The 21,764-nt window shown below is 66.6% G+C and carries 21 protein-coding genes and 1 pseudogene; 16 read left to right on the forward strand and 6 right to left on the reverse strand.

The genetic code is table 11. From position 1 onward, the window contains the following. Positions 1 to 159: pseudogene (locus ACK5IR_RS03045) on the reverse strand (IS5/IS1182 family transposase); the annotation flags it as partial. Positions 160 to 370: 211 nt separating this feature from the next. On the opposite strand from ACK5IR_RS03045, the gene ACK5IR_RS03050 reads away from it, so the two are divergent. From ACK5IR_RS03050 to ACK5IR_RS03070, 5 genes are all read left to right on the forward strand, one after another. Next, positions 371 to 1,354 carry an ABC transporter substrate-binding protein gene (locus ACK5IR_RS03050; protein ID WP_416925786.1) on the forward strand — a complete coding sequence of 328 codons (984 nt, stop codon included), beginning with the start codon at positions 371 to 373 and terminating at the stop codon, positions 1,352 to 1,354. Then, a complete protein-coding gene (locus ACK5IR_RS03055; RefSeq protein WP_416925788.1) occupies positions 1,335 to 2,174 on the forward strand; it encodes an ABC transporter permease in 840 nt (279 codons plus the stop codon). Before ACK5IR_RS03050 ends, ACK5IR_RS03055 begins: the two co-directional genes overlap by 20 nt. Beyond that, on the forward strand, positions 2,171 to 2,923 hold the full coding sequence (locus ACK5IR_RS03060; protein WP_416925790.1) for an ABC transporter ATP-binding protein: 753 nt from the start codon (positions 2,171 to 2,173) through the stop codon (positions 2,921 to 2,923). The genes ACK5IR_RS03055 and ACK5IR_RS03060 overlap by 4 nt, the downstream gene beginning before the upstream one ends. Further along, on the forward strand, positions 2,920 to 4,143 hold the full coding sequence (locus ACK5IR_RS03065; protein ID WP_416925792.1) for an NnrS family protein: 1,224 nt from the start codon (positions 2,920 to 2,922) through the stop codon (positions 4,141 to 4,143). The genes ACK5IR_RS03060 and ACK5IR_RS03065 overlap by 4 nt, the downstream gene beginning before the upstream one ends. Before the next feature lie 209 nt (positions 4,144 to 4,352). After that, entirely contained in the window at positions 4,353 to 6,500 is a 2,148-nt protein-coding gene (locus tag ACK5IR_RS03070; protein ID WP_416925794.1) for a TonB-dependent receptor family protein, read from the forward strand. Between the two features lie 36 nt (positions 6,501 to 6,536). Here ACK5IR_RS03070 and ACK5IR_RS03075 read toward each other — a convergent pair whose 3' ends face one another. The 4 genes from ACK5IR_RS03075 to ACK5IR_RS03090 are packed head-to-tail and all read right to left on the reverse strand — an operon-like array spanning position 6,537 to position 10,182. Continuing rightward, a complete protein-coding gene (locus ACK5IR_RS03075; protein WP_416925796.1) occupies positions 6,537 to 7,316 on the reverse strand; it encodes a heme ABC transporter ATP-binding protein in 780 nt (259 codons plus the stop codon). A gap of 3 nt (positions 7,317 to 7,319) precedes the next feature. Beyond that, positions 7,320 to 8,390 carry a FecCD family ABC transporter permease gene (locus tag ACK5IR_RS03080; RefSeq protein ID WP_416925798.1) on the reverse strand — a complete coding sequence of 357 codons (1,071 nt, stop codon included), beginning with the start codon at positions 8,388 to 8,390 and terminating at the stop codon, positions 7,320 to 7,322. Beyond that, positions 8,387 to 9,256, reverse strand: coding sequence for a heme/hemin ABC transporter substrate-binding protein (locus ACK5IR_RS03085; protein WP_416925800.1), 870 nt, complete (start codon positions 9,254 to 9,256; stop codon positions 8,387 to 8,389). The genes ACK5IR_RS03080 and ACK5IR_RS03085 overlap by 4 nt, the downstream gene beginning before the upstream one ends. Beyond that, a complete protein-coding gene (locus tag ACK5IR_RS03090) occupies positions 9,253 to 10,182 on the reverse strand; it encodes a hemin-degrading factor (protein ID WP_416925802.1) in 930 nt (309 codons plus the stop codon). Before ACK5IR_RS03090 ends, ACK5IR_RS03085 begins: the two co-directional genes overlap by 4 nt. Before the next feature lie 417 nt (positions 10,183 to 10,599). On the opposite strand from ACK5IR_RS03090, the gene ACK5IR_RS03095 reads away from it, so the two are divergent. Genes ACK5IR_RS03095 through ACK5IR_RS03115 form a run of 5 tightly spaced genes read left to right on the forward strand, consistent with a single transcriptional unit; the run spans position 10,600 to position 15,885 of the window. After that, positions 10,600 to 12,666: a TonB-dependent receptor gene (locus ACK5IR_RS03095; protein ID WP_416925804.1), complete on the forward strand. Its 2,067-nt coding sequence runs from the start codon at positions 10,600 to 10,602 to the stop codon at positions 12,664 to 12,666. Between the two features lie 8 nt (positions 12,667 to 12,674). After that, a complete protein-coding gene (locus ACK5IR_RS03100; protein ID WP_416925806.1) occupies positions 12,675 to 13,037 on the forward strand; it encodes a hypothetical protein in 363 nt (120 codons plus the stop codon). Beyond that, the gene (gene hutW, locus ACK5IR_RS03105; protein ID WP_416925808.1) at positions 13,027 to 14,463 is read left to right on the forward strand and encodes a heme anaerobic degradation radical SAM methyltransferase ChuW/HutW; all 1,437 of its coding nucleotides are present in this window, start codon (positions 13,027 to 13,029) and stop codon (positions 14,461 to 14,463) included. Before ACK5IR_RS03100 ends, hutW begins: the two co-directional genes overlap by 11 nt. Beyond that, entirely contained in the window at positions 14,460 to 14,975 is a 516-nt protein-coding gene (hutX, locus tag ACK5IR_RS03110) for a heme utilization cystosolic carrier protein HutX (RefSeq protein ID WP_416925810.1), read from the forward strand. Before hutW ends, hutX begins: the two co-directional genes overlap by 4 nt. Beyond that, complete coding sequence (locus ACK5IR_RS03115) at positions 14,968 to 15,885, forward strand: NAD-dependent epimerase/dehydratase family protein (RefSeq protein ID WP_416925812.1); 918 nt, start codon at positions 14,968 to 14,970, stop codon at positions 15,883 to 15,885. Before hutX ends, ACK5IR_RS03115 begins: the two co-directional genes overlap by 8 nt. Positions 15,886 to 16,055: 170 nt before the next feature. Here the strand turns inward: ACK5IR_RS03115 and ACK5IR_RS03120 are convergent, their stop codons facing one another. Further along, complete coding sequence (locus tag ACK5IR_RS03120) at positions 16,056 to 16,949, reverse strand: LysR family transcriptional regulator (RefSeq protein WP_416925814.1); 894 nt, start codon at positions 16,947 to 16,949, stop codon at positions 16,056 to 16,058. 92 nt (positions 16,950 to 17,041) lie between these two features. Between ACK5IR_RS03120 and ACK5IR_RS03125 the strand changes: the two genes are divergently transcribed. The 6 genes from ACK5IR_RS03125 to ACK5IR_RS03150 all read left to right on the forward strand — a co-directional run bounded on the left by ACK5IR_RS03125 (position 17,042) and on the right by ACK5IR_RS03150 (position 21,743). Next, positions 17,042 to 17,872, forward strand: coding sequence for a formylglycine-generating enzyme family protein (locus tag ACK5IR_RS03125; RefSeq protein WP_416925816.1), 831 nt, complete (start codon positions 17,042 to 17,044; stop codon positions 17,870 to 17,872). Positions 17,873 to 17,884: 12 nt separating this feature from the next. Further along, complete coding sequence (locus ACK5IR_RS03130) at positions 17,885 to 18,280, forward strand: cupin domain-containing protein (protein WP_416925818.1); 396 nt, start codon at positions 17,885 to 17,887, stop codon at positions 18,278 to 18,280. Positions 18,281 to 18,301: 21 nt separating this feature from the next. Beyond that, positions 18,302 to 19,318, forward strand: coding sequence for a zinc-dependent alcohol dehydrogenase family protein (locus ACK5IR_RS03135; RefSeq protein WP_416925820.1), 1,017 nt, complete (start codon positions 18,302 to 18,304; stop codon positions 19,316 to 19,318). Between the two features lie 83 nt (positions 19,319 to 19,401). Further along, the gene (locus ACK5IR_RS03140; RefSeq protein ID WP_416925822.1) at positions 19,402 to 20,238 is read left to right on the forward strand and encodes an aldo/keto reductase; all 837 of its coding nucleotides are present in this window, start codon (positions 19,402 to 19,404) and stop codon (positions 20,236 to 20,238) included. Positions 20,239 to 20,325: 87 nt separating this feature from the next. Continuing rightward, a complete protein-coding gene (locus ACK5IR_RS03145; RefSeq protein ID WP_416925824.1) occupies positions 20,326 to 21,150 on the forward strand; it encodes an SDR family oxidoreductase in 825 nt (274 codons plus the stop codon). A gap of 23 nt (positions 21,151 to 21,173) precedes the next feature. Beyond that, the gene (locus ACK5IR_RS03150) at positions 21,174 to 21,743 is read left to right on the forward strand and encodes a flavodoxin (RefSeq protein ID WP_416925826.1); all 570 of its coding nucleotides are present in this window, start codon (positions 21,174 to 21,176) and stop codon (positions 21,741 to 21,743) included. Positions 21,744 to 21,764: the final 21 nt, after the last annotated feature.

Raw genomic sequence — 21,764 nt, forward strand, 5'->3', positions numbered from 1 at the left:
GTCGCTGCAGGTCTGCTGGCGGCCACGCCTGCCTGTCGGCGCGGCATCCCAGGTCATGATGGGATCGAACCAGATCGTCAGCGAGCCCCGGCGCTTGAGCGCTTCGTTGTAGGCTGGCCAGGTCCTGGTCCTGTAGCTCGGGGGAGTAGGTCTGCTCATGCAGAACAGCTACCATGCTGGATGCACGAGATGAATCCATTACGCGATTTGTGCAACAGAGCCATCCAGCGGCACCAGACAGATCGCTTGACTTTGATCAAAGTTGATAAAAAGAATCGGATTATAGTGAGGATATCGCCGGATTGCGGACGGTCGTGCCTCGGTGGCCGTTTGCCGTTATCTGGCCTGTTGTTGAGAAAGGTCGGCACCGATGCCCCGTCTGATCACACGTCGCGTCACACTCCTGTCGGGGGCGGCCGCCCTGGCGGCACCTGCCTTTGCCAACGCTGCCGCGCCGCTGGCGGTGCTCGATATCCATGGCCCGCCGGCCGGGCCGTCGATCCTGCTGGCTTATGGCGTGGCGGCGGGAATGCTCGGCCCTGTCGCGGAGACGGTGAATTTTCATGTCTGGCGCAATCCCGACGAGTTGCGCGCCGGGCTGACCTCGGGCCAGATGAATGTCGTCGCGATGCCGGTGCAGGCGGCGGCGAACCTCTATTATCGCGGCTTTTCCCTGAAGCTGGTCAATGTGATGACACAGGGGCTGCTCTATGTGGTGTCGGCCGATCCCGGGGTAGCATCGGTCGAGGCGTTGGCGGGCAAGCATATCGCCGTGCCCTTCCGTGGCGACACACCCGATATCATCCTTGATCGTCTGCTGGCGGCGGCGGGGCTCGGCCGGGAAGCGGATCTGCGCCTGAGCCATGTGTCAACACCGGTCGAGGCGGTGCAGATGCTGATGACCGGGCGCGCCGATTGCGCGCTGCTGCCCGAACCGGCAATCAGCGCGGCGATCCTCATGGGCGGATTGCGGGGCGTGACGCTCACCCGCGCGGTGGACGTGCAGGAGGCATGGGGCGCGCTCACCGGCGGGGAGCCCTCGATCCCGCAGGCCGGGCTGGCAGTGACCGGGCAATTCCTGGAGGAGCATGCCGCGCTCATGCCTGCACTTGAAACAGCGGTCGCGGCCATGGCCCAATCCGCGCTTGCCGATCCGGCCGCCGCCGGGGCGCAGGCGAGCGCGGCGCTAGGCCTGCCGGCGCAGGTGATCGCCGCCTCCATCCCGCATTCGCGGCTCGGCGCCTGGCCGGCGCGCGAGATGCGCGAACCGGTGGAGCGGATGCTGTCGCTGATGGCGGAGGTCGATCCGCAGAAGATCGGAGGCCACCTGCCCGATGACGGTTTCTACTTCTAAGCCGGGAACGATTGCGGGCGCGCTCGACCGGCTGAGTCGGGCCGGGCTGTTCCTGTGGTCGGGCTGGGCGGGGCTGGCGGCGCTGGCGCTGATCGCCGCTGTCTGGCAGGTCGGACACGAGGCCTATGGCGATTTCATCCTTCCGGCACCGCTGGCGGTGCTGCGCCGGGCGGGGGCGATCCTGTCGGACGGAGAGGCGCTCGCCATCGCCTTGCAAACCGGTGGCCGCGCGAGCGAAGGCCTGGCCATTGCTGTCCTTGTCGGCACATCGGCCGGGATCATCGCCGGCTATGCGCCGGCGGTTCTGCGGATGATGCGGCCCTTCCTGACCGTGCTGCTCGGCGTGCCGCCCATCGCCTGGATCGTGCTGGCGATGATCTGGTTCGGCAATAGCGACGGCACGGTGCTGCTGACGGTTTTCGTCGCAGCGACGCCGGTGGTGCTGGCCGGCGCGGCAGAGGGGATCGTGACCCGCGATCGCGGACTCGACATGATGGCGCAGGCTTTTGGCGCCGGGCCGTTGCGGCGCTTTGCAACGCTCGGGCTGCGCCAGCTCGGGGCGCATTTCTTTCCCGCACTGGTGCTGGCGCTGGCCACCGCCTTCAAGGTTGCGGTCATGGCCGAATTGCTGGCCAATGCCGGCGGCATCGGTGGTGAACTGGCCGAGGCGCGCAGCAATTTCGATATCGAGGGCGCCCTGGCCTGGGTGCTGATCGGCGTGAGCCTGCTGATCGCCACCGAATACGGCCTTGTCCAGCCGGTGCGCGCCGAGCTTGACCGCTGGCGTTCCGCCGCCCGGCCATGGGGGGTGAAGCGGTGAGCGAATTGCTGCGCCTTGAGGCTGTCGGGCATTCCTATCTGGGGCGCAGCGTGCTCGAACGGATCGATCTTTCGGTCCATGCGGGAGAGATCGTGGCGCTGATCGGCCCGTCGGGCTGCGGGAAATCGACGCTGGCGCATATCGCCGCCGGGCTGATCGACCCGCTGGAGGGCCGCCTGCACCGCGGCTACCTGCGCCACGGCATGGTGTTTCAGGATCCGCGCCTGATGCCCTGGGCCACTGCCCGGGAGAATATCGCCTATCCGCTGCGCCTGGCCGGCATTCCGCGCCGGGAGCGCGCCGCGCGCATCGCCGCCGTTGCCACCCGCGTCGCGCTGGAACCGGAGGATCTGGGGAAATATCCCGTCGAGCTTTCGGGCGGGATGCGACAGCGCACGGCAATCGCCCGCGCCCTTGCAGCCGAGCCCGATTTCCTGTTTTTCGACGAGCCCTTCACCGCGCTCGACGTGGCGCTGAAACGGCGCATGCAGGATCTGGTGATCACCCAGGCTGCACGGGCCGGCACCTCGGGGCTGTTCATCACCCAGGACCTGACCGAGGCCGCACGGATCGCCCACCGCATCGCGGTGATGGACACGCATGGGCGCGGCATTCTGGGCGAGCGTGTCGTTCCGGGCCAGCCGGGGCAGCGCCGCGAGGGTGCGCTTTTCGACTTCGTGCGCGCCGCCGAGCGCGACGATCCGCTCTTTGCCCATATCCACGATGTCGACGAAAGGCAGATCGCATGAGCGATTTGACGCGATCCGCGCCGGCGCTTCCCGCCCTTCCGCTGTGGCGCATACTGGGCGACGAGGGGTTCCGCCTGTTCTTTCCGCTCTGCGTGCTGCACGGGGCGCTCTGGCCCTTCCTCTGGGTAGCCATCGACGGACTGGCGATGCCGCTTTCAGGCAGGGTGGCACCGGGCATCTGGCATGCACATGAAATGATCGTCGGGTGCTATGGCGCGGCGCTGATCGGCTTCCTGACCACCGCCGTGCCGGAATGGACCGATACCGAACCCCTGCGCGGCCGCCCGCTTTATGCGCTCGCCGCGTTCTGGGGCGTGGGGCGCTGCGTCGGGTTGCTCGGCTGGGATGCCGCGATCGGGCTGGCCGCGCTGGCCGATCTTGCCTGGATGGCCGCATTGCTGGCCTATATCGCCGGCCTGTCGCTGCGCCGCCGGACGGATCGGCTCCTGGCCTTCATGCTGTGGATCGCGCTGCTGATCGCGGCCGAGATGGCGGCACGCTGGGGCATGCTGCGCGGCAACGCTGATCTTGCCGCCACCGGGGCCTATGCGGCAGGGTTCGTCTTTCTCGGATTCCTCGGTATCGCACTGGCTCGCGTCACCGTTCCCGTCACCAATCTCGTTCTGGATCCGAGCGAGGAAACCTCGCCCTTCCGGCCGCATCCGGGGCGGCTGAACCTTTCGGCCGGGCTGGTTTTCGTGGCCCTTGCCGGCGAAGCGTTCGGCCTGTCCGACGCGGTGCGCGGCTATCTGTGGATCGCGGCGGGGGCGGGTTTCCTCGACCGGGTGGCGGAGAATTTCGTCGGTCGCCGCTTCTTCCGTCTCGAAATCCTCGGCCTCGCCCTGTCGGCGGGATTTGCCGGCGTGGGGCTGATGCTGATCGGCGCCTCGCTGCTCGATGCGCCCATCGGACCAACGGCCGGGTTGCACATGGCGCTGATGGGCGGGCTCGGGATCGGTGTGTTGCAGGTGCTTTCGGTTGCCGGCCTGATCCATGCGGGGCATTCGCTGCCCTTTCCGCGCGGCCTGCGCTTCGCGTTCCTGCTGATCATCCTGGCCGTCCTGCTGCGTGCCGGTCCCGATCTCGGCCTGTTCGATCACCCGTTCGGAGCGCCCTATCTGGCCTCATCGCTGCTGTGGTCCGCCGGGCTGCTGGTCTGGCTCCGCCTCTACCGCGGCTACATTGGCGATGCCGAACATCTCCGCGCACGCGGATGCTGACATGACCTGACAAACCACCACCCATCAGCCAGATACCGGACCCCTCGTGCCGTCATCCAGCCATGAATGCGCCTGAAACAGAGGGACGAAACATGCCGAAGATACAAACGCTCCGGAGCCGCTTGCCGGTTGTCGTGGGTGCGGGACTATCCATTGGCGGGATGCTTGCAACGCTGCCCGCGTACGCGCAATCCGCGCAGCCCGGAGCGGTGCTCGAGCTTGAGCCGATCACCGTCGATGCCGGAGAGGATGGCTGGAGCCTCGCCGAAGACCTGCGCCAGAGGATCGCTGGTACGCCCGGCGGCGCCTCGGTCGTCGGCGCCGCGGATATCGAGGCGATGGCCGCGCCGACCTTCGCCGATGCAATGGCCGGGGTTCCCGGCGTCGTGGTGCAGGAATTCTTCGGCGGCAACGATCAGCCGCGTTTCCAGATCCGCGGCTCGGGCATGCAGCAGAGCCCGACCGAGCGCGGCCTGCTGATCCTGCGCAACGGCATGCCGGTCAACCGCGCCGACGGCTCCTATATCGCCGGGCTGGCCGCGCCGGGGATGAGCGAAGCGATCGAGATCTGGCGCGGTCCGGCCGCCAACCGGCTCGGGGCGACGGTTCTGGGCGGCGCGGTGAATTTCATCTCGCCAACCGCAGCCACGGCACCGGGTACGCGGCTGTCCTTCGGTGGCGGCAGCTTCGACCGGTGGTCGGCCAGCGGGCAGACGACGTTTTCCGGCGAGAAGGTCGGCGGGCTGCTCCAGTTTTCGTGGGACGAGAGCGATGGCTTCCGGGATGCGAACGACGCCTCCCGCCGCGCCATCGTTTCGGGTAATATCGAGATCGAGCATGGCGAGGGCATGGCAACGCAACTGTTTCTGTCCTACACCGATCTGGAGTTCGAGATCCCGGGCCCGCTGACCAGACACGCGCTGGACAACGACCCCGAAAGCAACCACCCCGGCCCGACGGTCACGCCGGGCCTGCCGCCGAGCGTGTCGAACCCCGGCCCCAATGTCGGGCGCGACCGGCCACGGCGGGAATCGACCCAGTTCCTGGCCGGCGCGCGGACCACCATCGACCGGGGCGAGCACCTTTACGATCTGGGGCTCAGCCTCAGCCGGACCGAAGACAGCTTCCGGTTCCCGATCTCGGCCGGCGAGCGTGTGACCGACGGGACCGACGGGGTGCTTTCGGCGCGCTACGCCTTCCGTCCCGATACCGTCGCCGGCCTGCCGCTGTTCGAGGCGACGCTGCTCTATGCGGCGGGAAGCGCGGAGCGGACCTATTATCACAATGTCGCGGGGAAACGCGGGCCGGAATTCGGCAGCAACGATCTGAACGCGCAGACGCTCTCGGCCTATCTCGGCGCCAACATCCCGCTCGGCGAAACCCTCTTTGTGTCGCCGTCGCTCGGCTACACCTGGGCCAAACGCAAGAACGAGGACACCTGGGGCGACCCGACACGGCCGACGGTTGGCTTCAGCCCGCTGAACCAGCAGATGCGCCTTCCCGACGGCACGGTGCCGGCAACCGATGCCGGCTACGACCGGACATACGAGGGCTGGACCGGGGCGCTGGCGATGACATGGACCCCGCACGAGGACCACACCCTGTGGATCGCCGCCTCGCACAGTTTCGAGCCGCCAACCCATGACGACCTGATCGCGCCGGTGGGTGGCACGCCGTTCTCCGGGCCGGGCCGCCCCAATCCCGGCATGCCGACCTCCACCGCAGCGATGTTCACCACCCCGGATCTCAAGGCGCAGGAGGCCGACACGATCGAGCTTGGCTGGCGCGCAACCTGGCGTAGCCTCGGCTGGGATCTGACAGCCTATCATTCGCGGGTGAAGAACGAGATTCTGTCGCTGCGCGATGTCACCGGTGCTTCGCGCGCCTCGATGAACGCCGACAGGACGCTCCATACCGGTGTCGAACTGGGGGTGAACGGGCGGTTTTCCGATACGTTCTCCGGCCGGCTGGCCTGGACCTGGCAGGATTTCCGCTTCGACGACGATCCGGTCCGGGGCAACAACCGCCTTGGCGGTTCGCCGCGCAACGTGATCACCGCCGCGCTGGCGTGGGAACCGCTGGATGTGCTTTCCGTTCTGGGAACGGTCAGATGGGTACCGGACGAAACGCCGGTCGACAACATGAACACGCTCTGGGCCGATCCCTACTGGGTGGCCGACCTGCGGGCGAGATGGCTGGTAACCGACCGCATCGCCCTTGTCGGAGAGGTGACGAACCTGTTTGACGAAACCTATGCCTCCTCGACGCTGGTCGTCGACGCGGCGCAGCCGGGACAGGCGGCCTTCATTCCCGGCGAGGGACGGGCCTTCTACATCGGTGCCGAGATGACGTTCTGAGAATGCACGCGGCGGGTGCGCCCGCCGCACGCAGGTTCAGGCGATCCCGGCGGCCTGCGGCAGCAGATAGGGGATGTCGGCCGCCGGCGTCCGGTTGGGGCGCAGGGGGCAGCCATAGGCGCGCGACAGCACCGCCTCGCGCATGACGGTGCGCGGCGGCCCCTCGGCCACGATCCGGCCGGACTGGAACAGGGCGACCCGGTCTGCGAACATGGCGGTCAGGTTGAGATCGTGCATCACCGCAACAACCCCGCCACCCGCCCGCGCATAGGTCCGCGCGATCTCCATCACCTGAAGCTGGTGCCCGATATCGAGGCTGGCGACCGGCTCGTCCAGCAAAAGCCAGCGCGCTGCGCCGTCGGCCACCGGCTGCCAGACCTGCGTCAGGACCCTGGCGAGGTGCACCCGCTGCTGCTCGCCGCCCGACAGTTCGGCGACGAACCGGTCGGCAAAACCCGCCAGCCCGACCCGCGACAGCGCCGCGACCGGCACATCGTCGCTGCCTGCGCCGGCGCCGGCCATCTGGCCGAGCCGGACCACCTCGATCACCGTGAAGGGAAAGGCAAGCTGCGTGGCCTGTTGCAGCACCGCGCGCTGAGCGGCCAGTTCCCACGGGCGCTGGCCGGCGATATCCCGGCCGTTGAGTGTGATTGCTCCGGAATGGCGCAGGTCCCCTGTCAGGGTCCGCAGGAAGGTCGTCTTGCCCGAGCCGTTCGGCCCGACGATCGCCGTCACCTCGCCCGGACGCGCGGCAAAGTCGATCCCGTGCAGGATCTCGCTGTGTCCGAGTCGAACGGAAACGCCGCTTGCCCGCATCGCTCAGAACCCGATCACATGCCGCTGGCGCAGCAGAATCCACAGGAAGAACGGCGCACCGATGATGGCGGTGACGATCCCTATGGGAAGCTCTGCCGGTGCGACGATGGTGCGGGCGATCATGTCAGCCGCCAGAAGCAGCGTCGCACCGAGCAGCGCGGCGTTCGGCAGCAGTGTGCGGTGATCGGGCCCGGTGGCCAGCCGCAGCAGATGCGGCACGACGATGCCGACAAAGCCGATACCGCCCGAAACGGCTACGGCGGTGCCCGTCGCCCCGGCCACGGCGAGGATCGCCACGCGCTTGAGTCTCTGGACCGGAACGCCGATATGCGCCGCCGCCGCCTCGCCGAGCGCCAGCCCGTTAAGCCCGCGCGCCAGAAACGGCGCCGCTACGAGGGCCAGCACGATCAGCGGAGCCGCGCTCAGCACCTTGTTCCACGTCGCCCCCGCCAGCGAGCCCATGTTCCAGAAGGTAAGATCGCGCAACTGGCTGTCATCGGCCATATAGATCAGGATGCCGGACAGCGCGCCGCCCAGTGCCGTCAGCGCGATCCCTGCCAGCAGCATGGTGGCCACCGATGTCTGGCCGTGCCGTGTGGACATGCGGTAGAGCAGCACCGTCGCGCCCAATGCGCCCAGAAAGGCCGAAAGGGCGACCAGCTGGCTTCCCGCCGCCTGTTGCAGCGCCACCGGCAACAGACCGCCGAGGACGATAGCCGAGATCGCGGCGAGGCTCGCTCCGGCGGAGATGCCGATGATGCCCGGATCGGCCAGCGGATTGCGGAAAAGACCCTGCAGGATGGCGCCCGAAACGGCGAGCGCGGCGCCCACCAGAATCCCTTCGGCAAGGCGCGGCAAGCGGATATCCCACAACACGATCCTGTCCACCGGCGCAATTTCCCGCCCGGCGGCCATCTCGCCCAGTACGCGCCAGAGCGAGGTATCGGACGCCCCCGCGCCGAGGCTGAGCACGCTGGTTGCAACCAGAAGCAGCGCCAGCCACAGGGTCAGGCGCCGGGCCTGAATGCGCCGGTCGGCGGCGGGCCGCGCCGGCGCTTCGGCCGCCACGCTCACGAGCCACCCGCCTCGCGCAGCGCTTCGGCCAGCGCGGTAACCGCACCCGCCGTTCGCGGACCGAAGCCGAGAAGATGCATTCCGTCGATGCGGACGAGGTTGCGGGACCTGCCCGCTGGCGTCGCCCCGATCGCCGGATGGGCGAAAAGCTCGTCATCGGTGCCGGTCGGCGCCGCCTCGCTCTGCATCATCAGGATCACGTCCGGCGCGGCGCGGATCACCGCCTCGTCGGACAGCGGCTTGTAGCCCTCGAAATCCGTCACCGCGTTGGTGGCACCCGCCATGGCGATTATCCCGTCGGCGGCCGTTCCGGTGCCGCCGGCCATGATGCGGCCGCCCTGCGATGTCAGCACGAACAGCACGCGCTTGCGTGCCGGGTTGGCGGCGGCGGCGGCAACGGCGGCGGCGATTTCCGCATCGACCCTCACGGCGAGTTCCGCCGCGGCCGCATCCTCGTCCAGCGCCGCACCCACCGCGCGGATTTTCTCGCCGACCGCCTGGCGCGAATACCCCTCCGGAATCGTGACGAAGGGGATATCGGCCCCGGCCAGAACCTCAACCGTATCGGGCGGCCCCGCGCCCTCGATCGCCATTACCAGATCGGGCCCGACCGACAGCAGCCCCTCGGGCGAGAGACGGCGCATATAGCCGACATCGGGCAGAGCCGCAGCCTCGGCGGGATAATCGGATGTCGCATCCCGCGCCACCAGCCTGTGCTGCTGGCCAAGGGCATAGACAATCTCGGTCACCGCCCCGCCGACCGAAACGATGCGCTGCGCCGGATCCTCGGCGAACGCGGGCTGCGCACCGGCCAGCCCGGCAGCGACGACCGTCGCCTTGCAGGCGGAAACAATATCGAGGTTCATCCCCTGACTCCTTCATGCGACTGAAGGCCGGCGACAAGGGCATCCCACCCGTGCCGGAAGTCCCGCCGTTCGGTTCTGCGCGCGAAAATCTGGAAAACGAGCGCGCCCTCGTCGTCGAACGCTTCGAGCGAAACCGCGGCACCGCGCCTGGTCGGCTTGTCAACGGCCCAGACCTCGCTGATCCGGTCGGCCAGAAGATGCATGGCGAAGCCGTCGCTCTGCGCCTTCCACCACCGATCGCTCCTGTCGATCTGAGCGATCGGACCGCCGTGGATCTCGATGCAACCCATATTGCCGACAAAGATCATCACCTCGAGCGCGCGCTCCGCCACCGCGTCCAGAGCCTGACCGACCGCCGACGGCGACAGGCGGCGCACGAACGGCTCGCCCGCGATCCGGTAGGCGCCCAGCCGGTTCATTCCCAGCTTCGAGGTCAGGCGGAGAAACTGGTGCGTATCGGTGAGTTTCTCCCACTGTGCACGCAGTTCCCCTGCCTTCGCAGCGTTCACACGCGGCCGCTCGACAGGCTTGCGCGGAGAAACCGGCAGATTGTCCGACTGCTCCGCTGTCCGCAGCGTATCGACCAGCCGTTGCCAGTGTGCCGCGTCCGTTTCCGGGCCGGTGAATACCTCGTGCACCGGATCGCCGGCGGCGTCGAACACCCGAATGCCGCGAACGTCGTCCGGCGGAGCCTCCTGCCCGACGGCAAAGGCGGTGACCCAGTGCCGGGGAAATATCCTCAGGTCGATTTCCGGTGTCAGCACCATTGCCGCATGCTGTCCCGGATGGAAATTGTCATAGATCCCGGTTTTTTCGATCACGCAGCTTCGGTTGCGGGTGACCGCCGTCACCGCGCCGAGCCCGGCGATCATGGGGATCAGGCGGTCGGGGCTGGCGTCGATCCGCAACGCTCCGTCGGCAGCCACCGCCTGCGCCTCGCTTGTCGCGGGAGTTTCTATAAACTCCCCGTTGCCAGGGCCGGCCGGCGCGACATCCGGCATCGGGGTGCCCGGGTTGGATCTGATTGGCTGTCCCATTCGTTCGGTCATGGATCTCGCACTTCCCGGATGTTGTCGCCAGACACCGGATTTCCGGGCTGGCGGGGCGACAGGGCGCATATCCGACACTTTTACTTGGTTGGACGAAAGCGCTCAAGCAGATTGACGTGGCAAAACCGCAACTTTATCCGACCAAAATAATAGGATTAACTTTTCCGCCTGCATCGAACGGGCAATTGCGGCAGCTTGCCTGCGAAAAATCGCTCCCAGCTCTTCCTTCGGCGAATCCACCGGTTCCGCGAATCAGCCAGGCGCCTGCTCAAACCGTGCAAGGAACGACGGAAGATGAAAACGGACATGCGGCCGAATCTGCGCGACACACACAGTGCTCTGCTTCTCTCCACCGCGATGGCTCTGGCCGGAATCGGCCCGGCAACGGCGCAGGAGGACCCGGCCGCCACCGATCTCGGAGTGATCACCATCCTGCCGACGGGGCTTGCCACCTCGGCGTTTGAAAGCCAGTCGAGCGTTTCACTGGTCGAAAGCGACGAGATCGAAAAGGAGATTCCGCGTTCCGTCGCCGACCTGCTGACCAATGTGCCGGGCGTTACCGTCGATGACGGCGGAACCGGTATCGAACGTATCCGGATTCGCGGCGAATCCTCGCGCAGGGTCGCCATCAGCATCGACGGCCAGAAACTGACCGACCATTCGACCTATGGCCAACCGATCCTCGTCGATCCCGCCGCCATCGAACGCATCGAGGTGGTGCGCGGCGCGACCTCGGTTGTCTCGGGCTCGCGCGCCATCGGCGGCGCGGTGAACATCATTACCAAACGCGGCAGCGACGCCCCGATCGAAGGGCAGGCCAGCGCAACCTATTATTCGGCCAGCGACGGCTTTCGCGGCTCGGCCTCGCTGGCGGGCGGTTACAACGCGTTCGACTGGCGCCTGACCTACGCGAAAACCAGCTACGGCAACCGGATGACGCCGGATGGCGAGCTTGATCCGTCGAGCAGCGACAGCGAAAACCTGACCGCGCATCTGGGCTACACCCTGGGCAATCACTATTTTGCGCTTAAGGGGCAGGCCTATGACATCAGTTCCGAGACCTATACGGGCGATCCGGATTTCACCATCGACCTGCCGAAGCGGGATCTGCGCAAGGGCGGCCTCTATTACGAGGGGACGGACCTGACGCCCTGGATGTCGCGCCTGTCGGCCAACGTCTATTACCAGACCATCGACCGGGAATTCGAAAACGATGTCACCGTGGCGATCCCGATGGGGCCGTTTTCGGCCAACATGAACGTCCTGTCGACATCGGATGACGAACAGATCACCAGCGGCTTCAACCTGCAGACGGAACTGAGTTTCGTCGACGGGCAGCGCACGGCCGTCGGACTGGAATACGAGAACGATTTCATCGACACAGACAAGACCTCCACAGTCACCTTCGCTTCCCCGTTCGGCCCGCCGACCGTCACCGACGAACTTCGCGAGGACGACGCCCGCATCAGGACGACCTCGGCCTACCTCCAGCACGAGATGGATTTCACCCCGGTGCTGACGGGAACGCTGGGCGCGCGCTATTACCATGTCGAGGCGGAACTGGAGAAATCGCGGACCAACGGGGTCAACAACGGCGGCGAAAGCAACAGCGATGATCGCTGGCTCGGCTCGGCCGGACTGGTCTGGACACCGCGCGACGACCTGATGTTCCGCGCCAACGTCTCGCAGGGCTATATCTATCCCACGCTGTCGCAGCTTTTCCTGTCCACCACCGCCGGCGGCGGCACGACACTGGGCAACGCCGGCCTCGACCCCGAGACGGCAACGACGTATGAGATCGGCACGCGCTACGATGCGGGGGGAACGGTGCTCGACGCGGTGCTGTTCTACACCGAGGCCGAGGATTACATCGCCGCGATCACCATCGACGATGTCAACGACATCGCTCAGTACCAGAACGTGGATACCGCCACGAGCTGGGGCCTCGAACTTTACGCCGAGCACGACATAGGCGGCACGGGGATCGTGCCCTACGTGTCGGGCGCGTTCATGAAGCGCCGCTTCGAATACGCCAACGGATACGAGACATTCGACAGCGGCACCCCCAATCTTTCGGGCCGCATCGGTATCCGCAAGGACTGGCGCGCGAACTGGGGCGAAGGCTCGCTCGATCTCTATGTGCGCGGCGAAAGCAGGGCCGTCCAGCGGTCGGACGACGGCGATGTCGCCACCGCGGCCAGCGGCTACGGCACGCTCAATTTCCGCACCGACACCACCTTCGACAACGGCCTGTCGCTTGTCGCCGAGATCACCAATATCGGCGACAAGAGCTATGACCCGATCGACCAGCTTCCCGGTGCCGAACGCAGTTTCAACGTCTCGGCCAGCTACCGGTTCTGAGGGGCGCCATGCTGAAGATCGCGTTCCTGCTGCTGACCCTCACCGAGGCGGGCGATCCCCGCCTCACCGTCTCGTACTCGGAAACGCCGGAAGAATGCGAGGGGCTCGGGTTCGCAATCCTCGGCATCCTCGACGAGGCGGGCGCCACGGTGCTGCACCATCGGTGCGGTGAAACGGCGCTTGACCTGACGCCGTTCGAACACGGTCTCGGCCCCGAGCACGAAGTGAACCGCTTTCGCGTCACCGTTCCGGTGGATGCCGACTGGTCCATCGAACCCCTGTCGGCAGAGGCCGCATGCCAGGGGGCGCCGGATAGCAACCCGGCGGTCTATTGTGCGGTTTCGGTTCAGGCGGTTGCCGATGATCGCTGACAAGCAAAAAAACGCGGGCGGGGTCGTGTCGGGCCGTCCGAGGGGCATGCCGGTCCGGTCGCGCGAGCCGGTCACGCTCGAAAGCCTTTATGCCTCGGAAACCGGCGATATCCTCGCCGATGCCTTTCCCGGCAAGCAGGCGATGCACGGCATGGCGGGCGCCGTACCCGTGCCGCCCCAGCGAACCGACGCGTTGTGGAAAGAGTTGATGGAGCGTCCGCGCTCGGGGCCGGGCGTGGCCTATGTCCATATCCCGTTCTGCGAAAATCACTGCCTGTTCTGCGGCTTCTACCAGCATGCCTGGCGCGGGGATCTGGGCGGCTCCTATGTCGATACCATTCTGGAGCAACTCAGGGGTCACCAGGACAGCCCGGCCCATGCCAGCCATCCGCTGCGTGCGGTCTATCTGGGCGGCGGCACGCCGACGGCGCTTTCGTCCCGCGACATTGCCCGGCTGGTTGAAGGGCTGCGTGCGGCCCTGCCGCTGGCGCCGGATTGCGAGATCACACTGGAGGGGCGCATCCTGTCCTTCGGTGCCGAGAAGGCGCGCGCGGCCTTCGACGCCGGCGTCAACCGCATCTCGATCGGGGTGCAGACCTTCGACGAGCCGATCCGCAAGCGTCTGGGCCGCAAGTCGACCCGCGCCGAGACCCTGCGGTTTCTGAACACGCTTGTCGCGCTCGACCGGGGCGCCGTCGTCATCGACCTGATCCACGGCCTGCCGGGCCAGACGCCACAGGGCTTCGCCGAAGATGCGGCGCTGGCCGCGCGGCTCGGTCTGGATGGGGTGGATCTCTATTCGCTCAGCCTCATCCCCGGCACGCCGCTGCTGCTGGCGCAGGAGAAGGGCAAGCTGATGACCGCGCCGATGCGCGAACTGGGCACCTACTACGCCGCCGGCGCCGAGGCGCTGGACCGCGCCGGCTGGGAGGCGATCTCGTGCACCCACTGGCGCGGTGGAACGCGCGAGCGCAACATCTACAATTTCGAGGTCAAATCCGGCGCCGACTGCATCGCGCTCGGCGCCGGTGCCGGCGGCTTCCTGCACGGCCACGCCTATCGCATCCCGCCCGACCTGTCGCAATACGACGAGGTAGCGCGGCAGGGTGGCTGCCTTGCGGCAGGGTTTCTTGCCCCCTCTCCGCTTGCCGCCGTTCATGACGCAATCAAGGCGGGCATGGAGCGGGCGCGGCTGGATACCGCCCGCGTGGTCGCCGCCCTGCGAGCGGCCACAGGCGACGATTTCGCCGCAATCGCCGGCCCGCTGCTGGCCCAATGGACCCGTGCCGGCCTGATGCGCCCTCGCCACGATTTCCTCGACCTCACCCTGGCGGGACGCTTCTGGCAGACCGCGATGACCGGGCGCCTGATGGACTGGATCACTCAGGAATGCAGCCCCAAACCCACAGGAGACACAGCAACATGACCGATCAGACCGCCACCACGATCCGCGAGGCGATCGCCGCCAACCCGATGGCCGCGCTGGAGGATATCGCCCGCGCCGCCGGGGTTGCCACCCGCGAGGTGCTGGAGAACCTGCCGGACGGGCAGGCCCGTTGCGCCCCCGGCGGTGCCTTTGTCGATATCATGCAGGAAATGACCGGCTGGGGCGATGTGACCTTCATCGTCAACACGCCCGAGGTGATCGCCGAGGTCAAGGGGCCGGTGCCGTCTGGGAACCTGAAGAACGGTTTCTACAACCTGCATGGCAAGTCTCTCGCCGGCCATCTGCGCGCCGACCGGTGCGCGGTGATCGCCTTTGTCGAACGCAAGTTCATGGGGATCGATACGATGTCGGTGCAGTTCTATGCCGAAAGCGGCGCCTGCATGTTCAAGGTCTATCTCGGGCGGGACGAGAAGCGCCAGCTCATCCCCGCCCAGATCGCCGCCTTCCGTGCGGCGCGCGACCGGTTTGCCGCCGGTTCCGCCGATGCCTGAGCGCGCGGCGGGCGGCCGGCAACTGTTCTGTTTCGGCCTGGGCTATACCGCGGCACATCTGGCACCGCACCTGCGCGAGGCCGGTATCGACCTGTCGGGAACCTGCCGGGAGCCCGGCAAAGGCGCGGCCTGGCAGGAGCGGGGCGCGCGCGTCACACCCTGGCAGTCCGGCGAGGTACTGACGGCGCAGGCGCTGTCGGGTGTCACGGATATCCTGATCTCCGTTCCGCCGGATGCAGAGGGCTGCCCGGCCCTGCGCGCCCTGGGCGGTGCCCTGCCCGACGGGATCGGCTGGGTCGGCTATCTGTCATCCTCGGCGGTATATGGCGATGCTCACGGTGCATGGATCGACGAGACACACCCGCCCGCCCCGCGCAGCCGCGACGCGCAGGCGCGCATGATCGCCGAGGCGCAATGGTCCGCCGCTTGCGCCCGCGCCGGTGCCGCACTGGACCGGATGCGGCTGTCGGGCATCTACGGCCCCGCCGGGCGCTCCCCTTTCGACCGGCTCGGCGGCGGCGATGCGCGGGCGCGTGCCATCGTCAAGCCGGGGCAGGTCTTCAACCGGATCCATGTCGAAGACGCCGCCGCAGCCGTGCTTGCCGCCATGTCCGCACCGGCCGGCGACCGTGTTCTCAACATCTGCGACGATCTGCCGGCTCCGGCGCACGAGGTGCTCGAATACGCCGCGATGCTCGCCGGCTCGCCACCTCCGGAACGCGTTGCCTTCGACCCCGCCACGCTCCCACCCGGAGTGGCCGATTTCTATGCCGAAAACAGGCGACTGGAGAACGCACGCCTCAAGGCGCTGCCCGGATTCCGGCTGAAATATCCCGATTACGGGAAGGGCCTCGCGGCCATCCTCGCGGCCGAACGCAGAGACGTACGGGCAGGCGCCGTACCGAGGTGAATGCCTTGCGGCATCTTCGTCAGCTGAATTTCCCCGTCCATCGAGTCCAGGAAACCCCCGTCCGCAGCGCCCGACCATGGAAAGACCAGCCTGATATAGCTGCTGCTGCGCAAAATCAAAAAGTTATAGCCTGACAACGCCCGCCGAAGCGCGAAAAACCTGTGCCTTCGTCAGGGCCGGTAGCGCAGCGCATCGACCAGCAGGCGGAAGGCGGGGGTGATCTGCCGCCGGCTGGGATAGTAGAGGTGATAGCCTGCGAAGGGCGGGCACCAGTCGGCCAGCACGCGCACCAGCCGGCCGGACCCGACATGGGGGCCGAGGTGATCCGAGGGCAGGCAGACCAGCCCGCATCCGGCTAGGGCGGCCTCGGTGGCGAGATTGGAATCCGAACAGGTGAATTGTCCGTCCACGCGAACGTTCAGCGTCCGGCCGGCCTTCTCAAACTCCCAGACATAGAGCCCGCCGACCGTCTGCATGCGCAGGTTGATGCAATTGTGTCCGGTCAGTTCATGCGGGGTCTTCGGCGCCGGATGGTCGCGGAAATAGCCGGGTGTCGCGGCAACCACCATCTGTAGTTCCGGGCCGATACGGACGCCGATCATGTCCTTGTCGAGGCTTTCGCCCAGCCGGACGCCGGCATCGAACCTTTCCCTTGCGATATCGACAAAGCGCGACTCGGCGGCGATCTCGATCTTCACCTCCGGGTATTCGGCCATCAGCCGGGTTGCGGCCGGCATTACCACCTGCCGCGCCACCTCGCGACCTGCGGTCAGCCGGATCGTTCCCGCCGGATGGCTGCGCATCGCATCCAGCGTCGCAAGCTGCGTCTCGATGTCGTCGAAGGCCGGGCGCAGCGTATCGGCCAGCTTTTGCCCCGCGTCGGTCGGCGAAACCGAGCGCGTGGTGCGGCTCAGCAGCCGGACATCCAGCCGCTCCTCCAGCCGGCGCACCACTGCGCTGACCGCACTTTGCGAAGTACCGAGCCGGGCCGCTGCACGGGTGAAGCTGCGCTCCTCGGCCACCGCCAGAAACGCAATCAGGTCACCCATCTCGTCGCGCCGCATTCATATCTCCCGAATATAAGACCATTCCGAAACTAGCATTTCAGCTGTTGGGTGGCACGCCCTATTTTGCCCTGAAAATGGAGGTAACGCCGTTGTCGCCGTTCCATCGTGTTCTTCCGCTTGTCGCTGCGGGTCTGGCCGCCGCGGGGTATCCGGCCCTTGCGCAGCAGCCCGAGACCTTCACCAACAGTCTCGGGATCGAATTCGTGCGGGTTCCCGCCGGAAGCTTTCCGATGGGCGCGCCCGATAGCGACCCCGAGGGGCGCGCCATGGAGCGGCCGCAGCACGAGGTGACGATTTCACGCCCGTTCCGGGTTGCCCGCACCGAGGTGACCCAAGGGCAGTGGGAGCAGCTGATGGGCGAGAATCCCTATGTGCGCGACCGTTCGAACCTCTATTACGACCTGCCCGGCATGGCTGGACGGATCACCCGGCCAGACCACCCCGCGACCGTTTCATGGAACGACGCACAGGAATTCATCGCGCGGCTGAACGAGGCCGAAGGCGGGCCGGACTACCGCCTGCCGACCGAGGCCGAATGGGAGTATTTCGCCCGGGCAGGCACCACGACGCGGTATTACTTCGGCGACGACAGCAGCCGTCTGGGCGAACACGCCTGGTATGGCGAGGGCTTCGGCGAGGGTGGCCATCACCCGGTCGCGCAGAAGACGCAAAACCCCTGGGGGCTCTACGACATTCACGGCAACGTCTGGGAATGGGTGCAGGACTGGTACGGTGCCGACTATTATGCAACCAGCCCCGCCACCGATCCGCAGGGGCCGGAAACGGGTGACGAGCGTGTCGTGCGCGGCGGAAGCTGGCACAGTACCGGCAACGGCTGGCGAAGCGCGTCACGGCGCGACTACGATCCCGGCTACCGGGGTATCAGCATCGGCTTCCGGCTGGTGCGCGACATCGAATGAAGGAGTATTCGGATGGAGATCTTTCGCGCGGGAACAAGACCCTCGGCCGCGGGCCCGGCCGAGTGGTTCACCGGCAGGGTGCGGGTGGACCCGATGTTCAATTCCGCCGCGCCCGACCGCGTTCAGGGCGCGCATGTCACCTTTGACCCCTGCGCCCGCACCGCCTGGCACACCCATCCGCTGGGCCAGACGCTGATCGTCAGCTTCGGGCGCGGGCGCGTGCAGCGCGAGGGCGGGCCGGTCGAGGAAATACGCCCCGGCGATGTCGTATGGTTTGCCCCCGGCGAACGCCACTGGCATGGTGCGGCACCCGATACGGCCATGAGCCACTTCGCCATTCAGGAGGTTCACGACGGCAAGGTCGTCACCTGGATGGAACATGTCACCGACGCCGAATACAGCGCCTGATCTACCGAAAAGGAAATCCACATGTACGCAACCCTCATGCATGGCCCCGGCGACGTTCGCTACGAGCGCGTCGAGGATCCGAAAATCCTCAAGCCCACGGATGCGATCATCCAGCTTTCCGCGACCTGCATCTGCGGCTCTGACCTCTGGCCCTATCGCGGCGCGAACCAGATCGACGCCCCTCTGCACATGGGGCACGAATACTGCGGCGTGGTGATCGAGGTCGGACCCGAGGTCCGTACGGTGAAACCCGGCCAGTTCGTCGTCGGCTCCTTCTGCCTGTCGGACAACACCTGTCCGCATTGCGAATTCGGCTTCCAGTCCTCCTGCGTGCAGCGCGAGTTCATGAGCGGCGCGCAGGCACCCTATGCGCGGGTACCGCTGGCCGACGGCACGCTGGTCGCGACCGAGGAAATGCCGGATGCGGAGATGGTCCCACACATGCTGGCGGTCTCGGACGTGCTCGGCACCGGCTGGTACGGCGCGGTCGCGGCGGGCGTGCATGAGGGCGCAACGGTCGTCGTGGTGGGTGACGGGGCGGTGGGCCTGATGGGTGTGATGGCGGCCAAACAGCTTGGCGCCGGCCGGATCATCGCCATGAGCCGGCATGAATCCCGCCAGAAACTGGCCCGTGAATTCGGCGCCACCGATATCGTCGAGGAACGCGGCGAGGAGGGCATTGCCCGCGTCATGCAACTGACCAACGGGGTCGGCGCGGAATCGGTGATCGAGGCCGTGGGCATGGAACAATCGATGCAACAGGCAATGGGCATCTGCCGCCCGGGCGGCACCATCGGCTATGTCGGCGTGCCTCATGGCGTCAGCTTCGACGGCCAGCAGCTTTTCTTCAAACAGCAGCGCATGCTGGGTGGCCCCGCCCCGGTGCGCCGCTTCCTGCCCGACCTGATGAACCGGGTGCTGGAAGGCGCGATCGAGCCGGGCAAGGTTTTCGACCTCGTGCTGCCCATCGCGGAGGTGGCCGAGGGCTACAAGGCGATGGACGAGCGTCGCGCCATCAAGACCATGCTGGTGGTATGACAGGCAAGGGAACCGGAAAGGCCTCGCCACGCGGGTATTCGCCTTTCCGGCCCTTTCGGCGGTGCAATGTGCGGGATGGTGCGATGGATACCGTAAAGCTCAACAATGATGTCGAAATGCCGATTGTCGGCTTCGGGGTCTTCGAGATCGCGCCTAACGACTGCGAACGCTGCGTTCTGGACGCCATCGACATCGGCTATCGCCTGATCGACACGGCGCAGGCCTATCATAACGAGGAAGCGGTCGGCCGCGCCATCGCGCGGACATCCGCAAGCCGGGAAGACCTGTTCATTACCACCAAGATCTGGGTCACCGAGCACAGCCGCGAAAAGGCGCTCGCCTCGATCGAGGAATCGATGCGCAAGCTTGGCACGGAGTATCTCGACCTGCTGCTGATCCATCAGCCGCTGGGGGATTATTACGCCGCCTACAATGTCATGGCTGATCTCTACAGGGATGGCAGGCTGCGCGCGATCGGTGTTTCGAACTTCTCCGCCGAACGGCTGGCCGATCTCAGCACCTTCGGCCCGGTTGTGCCGGCGGTAAATCAGGTCGAGACGCATCTGTTCTTCCAGCAGGTCGATTCGGTCGAATGGATGAAGAAATACCGGGTGCAGCATCAGGCCTGGGGGCCGCTTGCCCAGCACCGCTTCGCGGAGATCGCCGCAAACACCGCAGTTTGCGCCATCGCCTCGGCGCATGGCAGGACGCCCGCGCAGGTGGCCCTGCGTTTCAACGTTCAGCGCGGTGTGGTTGTCATTCCCAAGAGCGTGTCGAAGGCACGCATGGCAGAGAATCTGGACCTGTTCGACTTCAACCTCTCCCCGGAGGAGATGGAAACACTTCGTGCGATGGATGAGAACCGCTCGATGTGGGCCGCCTATGACGACCCCAATATCGTCAACTGGGCGATGGGCTGAGACGAGCGAAAAGCGGGGAACCGGTGCCCGGCGCCCCTCCGGGTGGCAAGGGCATCACCCCTGTGAACGCGTGCAAAGGAGCTTGAAATGAAAGACGTTACGGTTGTCGTCGGTTCCGGCGGCATTGGTCAGGCCATTGCCCGCCGCATCAGCAACGGCCGCCACATCCTGTTGGCCAATCATACGCAGGAAGCATCCGATGCGGCGGCGGCCGTGCTGGAAGGCGCCGGGTTCGAGACCACGGCCATGCGGGCCGACATATCGGACCGCACCGCAGTTCGGGCCGTAATCGCGAAGGCACAGGAGTTGGGACCGGTCAGGGCACTGGTTCAGGCGGCGGGTGTTTCGCCCTCGCAGGCCCCCGTCGAGGCGATCCTCAGGGTCGATCTCTATGGTGCCGCGATGGTGCTCGAAGAGTTCGGCAAGGTCATTGCGCCCGGTGGTTCGGGCGTGGTGATTTCTTCGCAATCGGGCTATCGCATGCCCGCGCTGACGCCGGAGCAGGATGCGTTGCTGGCCACCGCGCCGGCGGACGACCTGCTGGAACTCGACTTCGTCAAGGGTGTCGGGGACACGCTCCACGCCTACCAGATGTCGAAACGCGGCAATTCGCTCAGGGTGCGGGGCGAAGCGGTCAACTGGGTGAAACGCGGCGCGCGGATCAACGCGATCAGCCCCGGGATCATCGTGACACCGCTGGCACATGACGAACTCCACGGCGAACGCGCCGGGTTCTATCAGGCGATGTTGAAGAAGATGCCCGCCGGACGGGCGGGAACACCTGACGAAGTGGCCGCACTTGCCGCACATGTCATGGGGCCGGAGGGCGGCTTCATCACCGGCAGCGATTTCCTGATCGACGGAGGCGCGACGGCGAATTTCTTCCACGGTCCCGAGGCAGGCCGGCCGTGACGGACAAAGCCCCAAAAGACGGCATGAGCCGTCGCCAGGTCCTGCATGCGGCCGCTCTGGCGGCGGCATCGGGCTGGGCCGGCGGCGGAGCGGCCCGTGCCCAGGGGGGCGGACAGACCGCAGTCGTCTTCCTGTCACGCTCCGGCAATACCCGCATGCTGGCCGGTCACCTGTCACGCCGGTTCAACGCCGATCTCATCGAGGTCCGCCCACGCGATCCATGGCCGGACGACTACGATCGGATGGTCGACTGGGCAAGCCGCTGGCGCGAAGGCGACCAGCTGCTTCCGCTGGAGCACGCGCCGGACCTTTCCGGTCACGACACTGTCTTTCTGGGCTTTCCGATCTGGGGCGGTTCGCTGCCGGCGCCGATGCGCAGCTTTCTCACAGCTGCCGATCTTTCGGGCAAAACCGTTCTGCCCTTCATCACCCATGGCGGCTACGGCCCTGGCAATACCATGGCGGCGGTACACGGTCTGGCTCCGAATGCGTCCTTCATGCCGGAGTTCATCCTGCGATGCGATCAGGAACGCGACACCCTGAACGCGTTGCGCGGCTGGCTGAGCGACGTATCCGCGCAAACTCCGCTGTAGGATCCGAATACCCCGACCAGC

Origin of the sequence: Tropicimonas sp., from assembly GCF_047971885.1 — a bacterium.
GTDB lineage: Bacteria > Pseudomonadota > Alphaproteobacteria > Rhodobacterales > Rhodobacteraceae > Tropicimonas.

Coding starts and splice junctions, on each gene's coding strand:
- ACK5IR_RS03055 (WP_416925788.1), top strand. CDS start 1,335: ATGACGGTTTCTACTTCTAAGCCGGGAACGATTGCGGGCGCGCTCGAC.
- ACK5IR_RS03135 (WP_416925820.1), top strand. CDS start 18,302: ATGTACGCAACCCTCATGCATGGCCCCGGCGACGTTCGCTACGAGCGC.
- ACK5IR_RS03050 (WP_416925786.1), top strand. CDS start 371: ATGCCCCGTCTGATCACACGTCGCGTCACACTCCTGTCGGGGGCGGCC.
- ACK5IR_RS03115 (WP_416925812.1), top strand. CDS start 14,968: ATGCCTGAGCGCGCGGCGGGCGGCCGGCAACTGTTCTGTTTCGGCCTG.
- ACK5IR_RS03100 (WP_416925806.1), top strand. CDS start 12,675: ATGCTGAAGATCGCGTTCCTGCTGCTGACCCTCACCGAGGCGGGCGAT.
- ACK5IR_RS03130 (WP_416925818.1), top strand. CDS start 17,885: ATGGAGATCTTTCGCGCGGGAACAAGACCCTCGGCCGCGGGCCCGGCC.
- ACK5IR_RS03145 (WP_416925824.1), top strand. CDS start 20,326: ATGAAAGACGTTACGGTTGTCGTCGGTTCCGGCGGCATTGGTCAGGCC.
- ACK5IR_RS03120 (WP_416925814.1), bottom strand. CDS start 16,949: ATGCGGCGCGACGAGATGGGTGACCTGATTGCGTTTCTGGCGGTGGCC.
- hutX (WP_416925810.1), top strand. CDS start 14,460: ATGACCGATCAGACCGCCACCACGATCCGCGAGGCGATCGCCGCCAAC.
- ACK5IR_RS03140 (WP_416925822.1), top strand. CDS start 19,402: ATGGATACCGTAAAGCTCAACAATGATGTCGAAATGCCGATTGTCGGC.
- ACK5IR_RS03085 (WP_416925800.1), bottom strand. CDS start 9,256: ATGAACCTCGATATTGTTTCCGCCTGCAAGGCGACGGTCGTCGCTGCC.
- ACK5IR_RS03075 (WP_416925796.1), bottom strand. CDS start 7,316: ATGCGGGCAAGCGGCGTTTCCGTTCGACTCGGACACAGCGAGATCCTG.
- ACK5IR_RS03150 (WP_416925826.1), top strand. CDS start 21,174: ATGAGCCGTCGCCAGGTCCTGCATGCGGCCGCTCTGGCGGCGGCATCG.
- hutW (WP_416925808.1), top strand. CDS start 13,027: ATGATCGCTGACAAGCAAAAAAACGCGGGCGGGGTCGTGTCGGGCCGT.
- ACK5IR_RS03095 (WP_416925804.1), top strand. CDS start 10,600: ATGAAAACGGACATGCGGCCGAATCTGCGCGACACACACAGTGCTCTG.
- ACK5IR_RS03065 (WP_416925792.1), top strand. CDS start 2,920: ATGAGCGATTTGACGCGATCCGCGCCGGCGCTTCCCGCCCTTCCGCTG.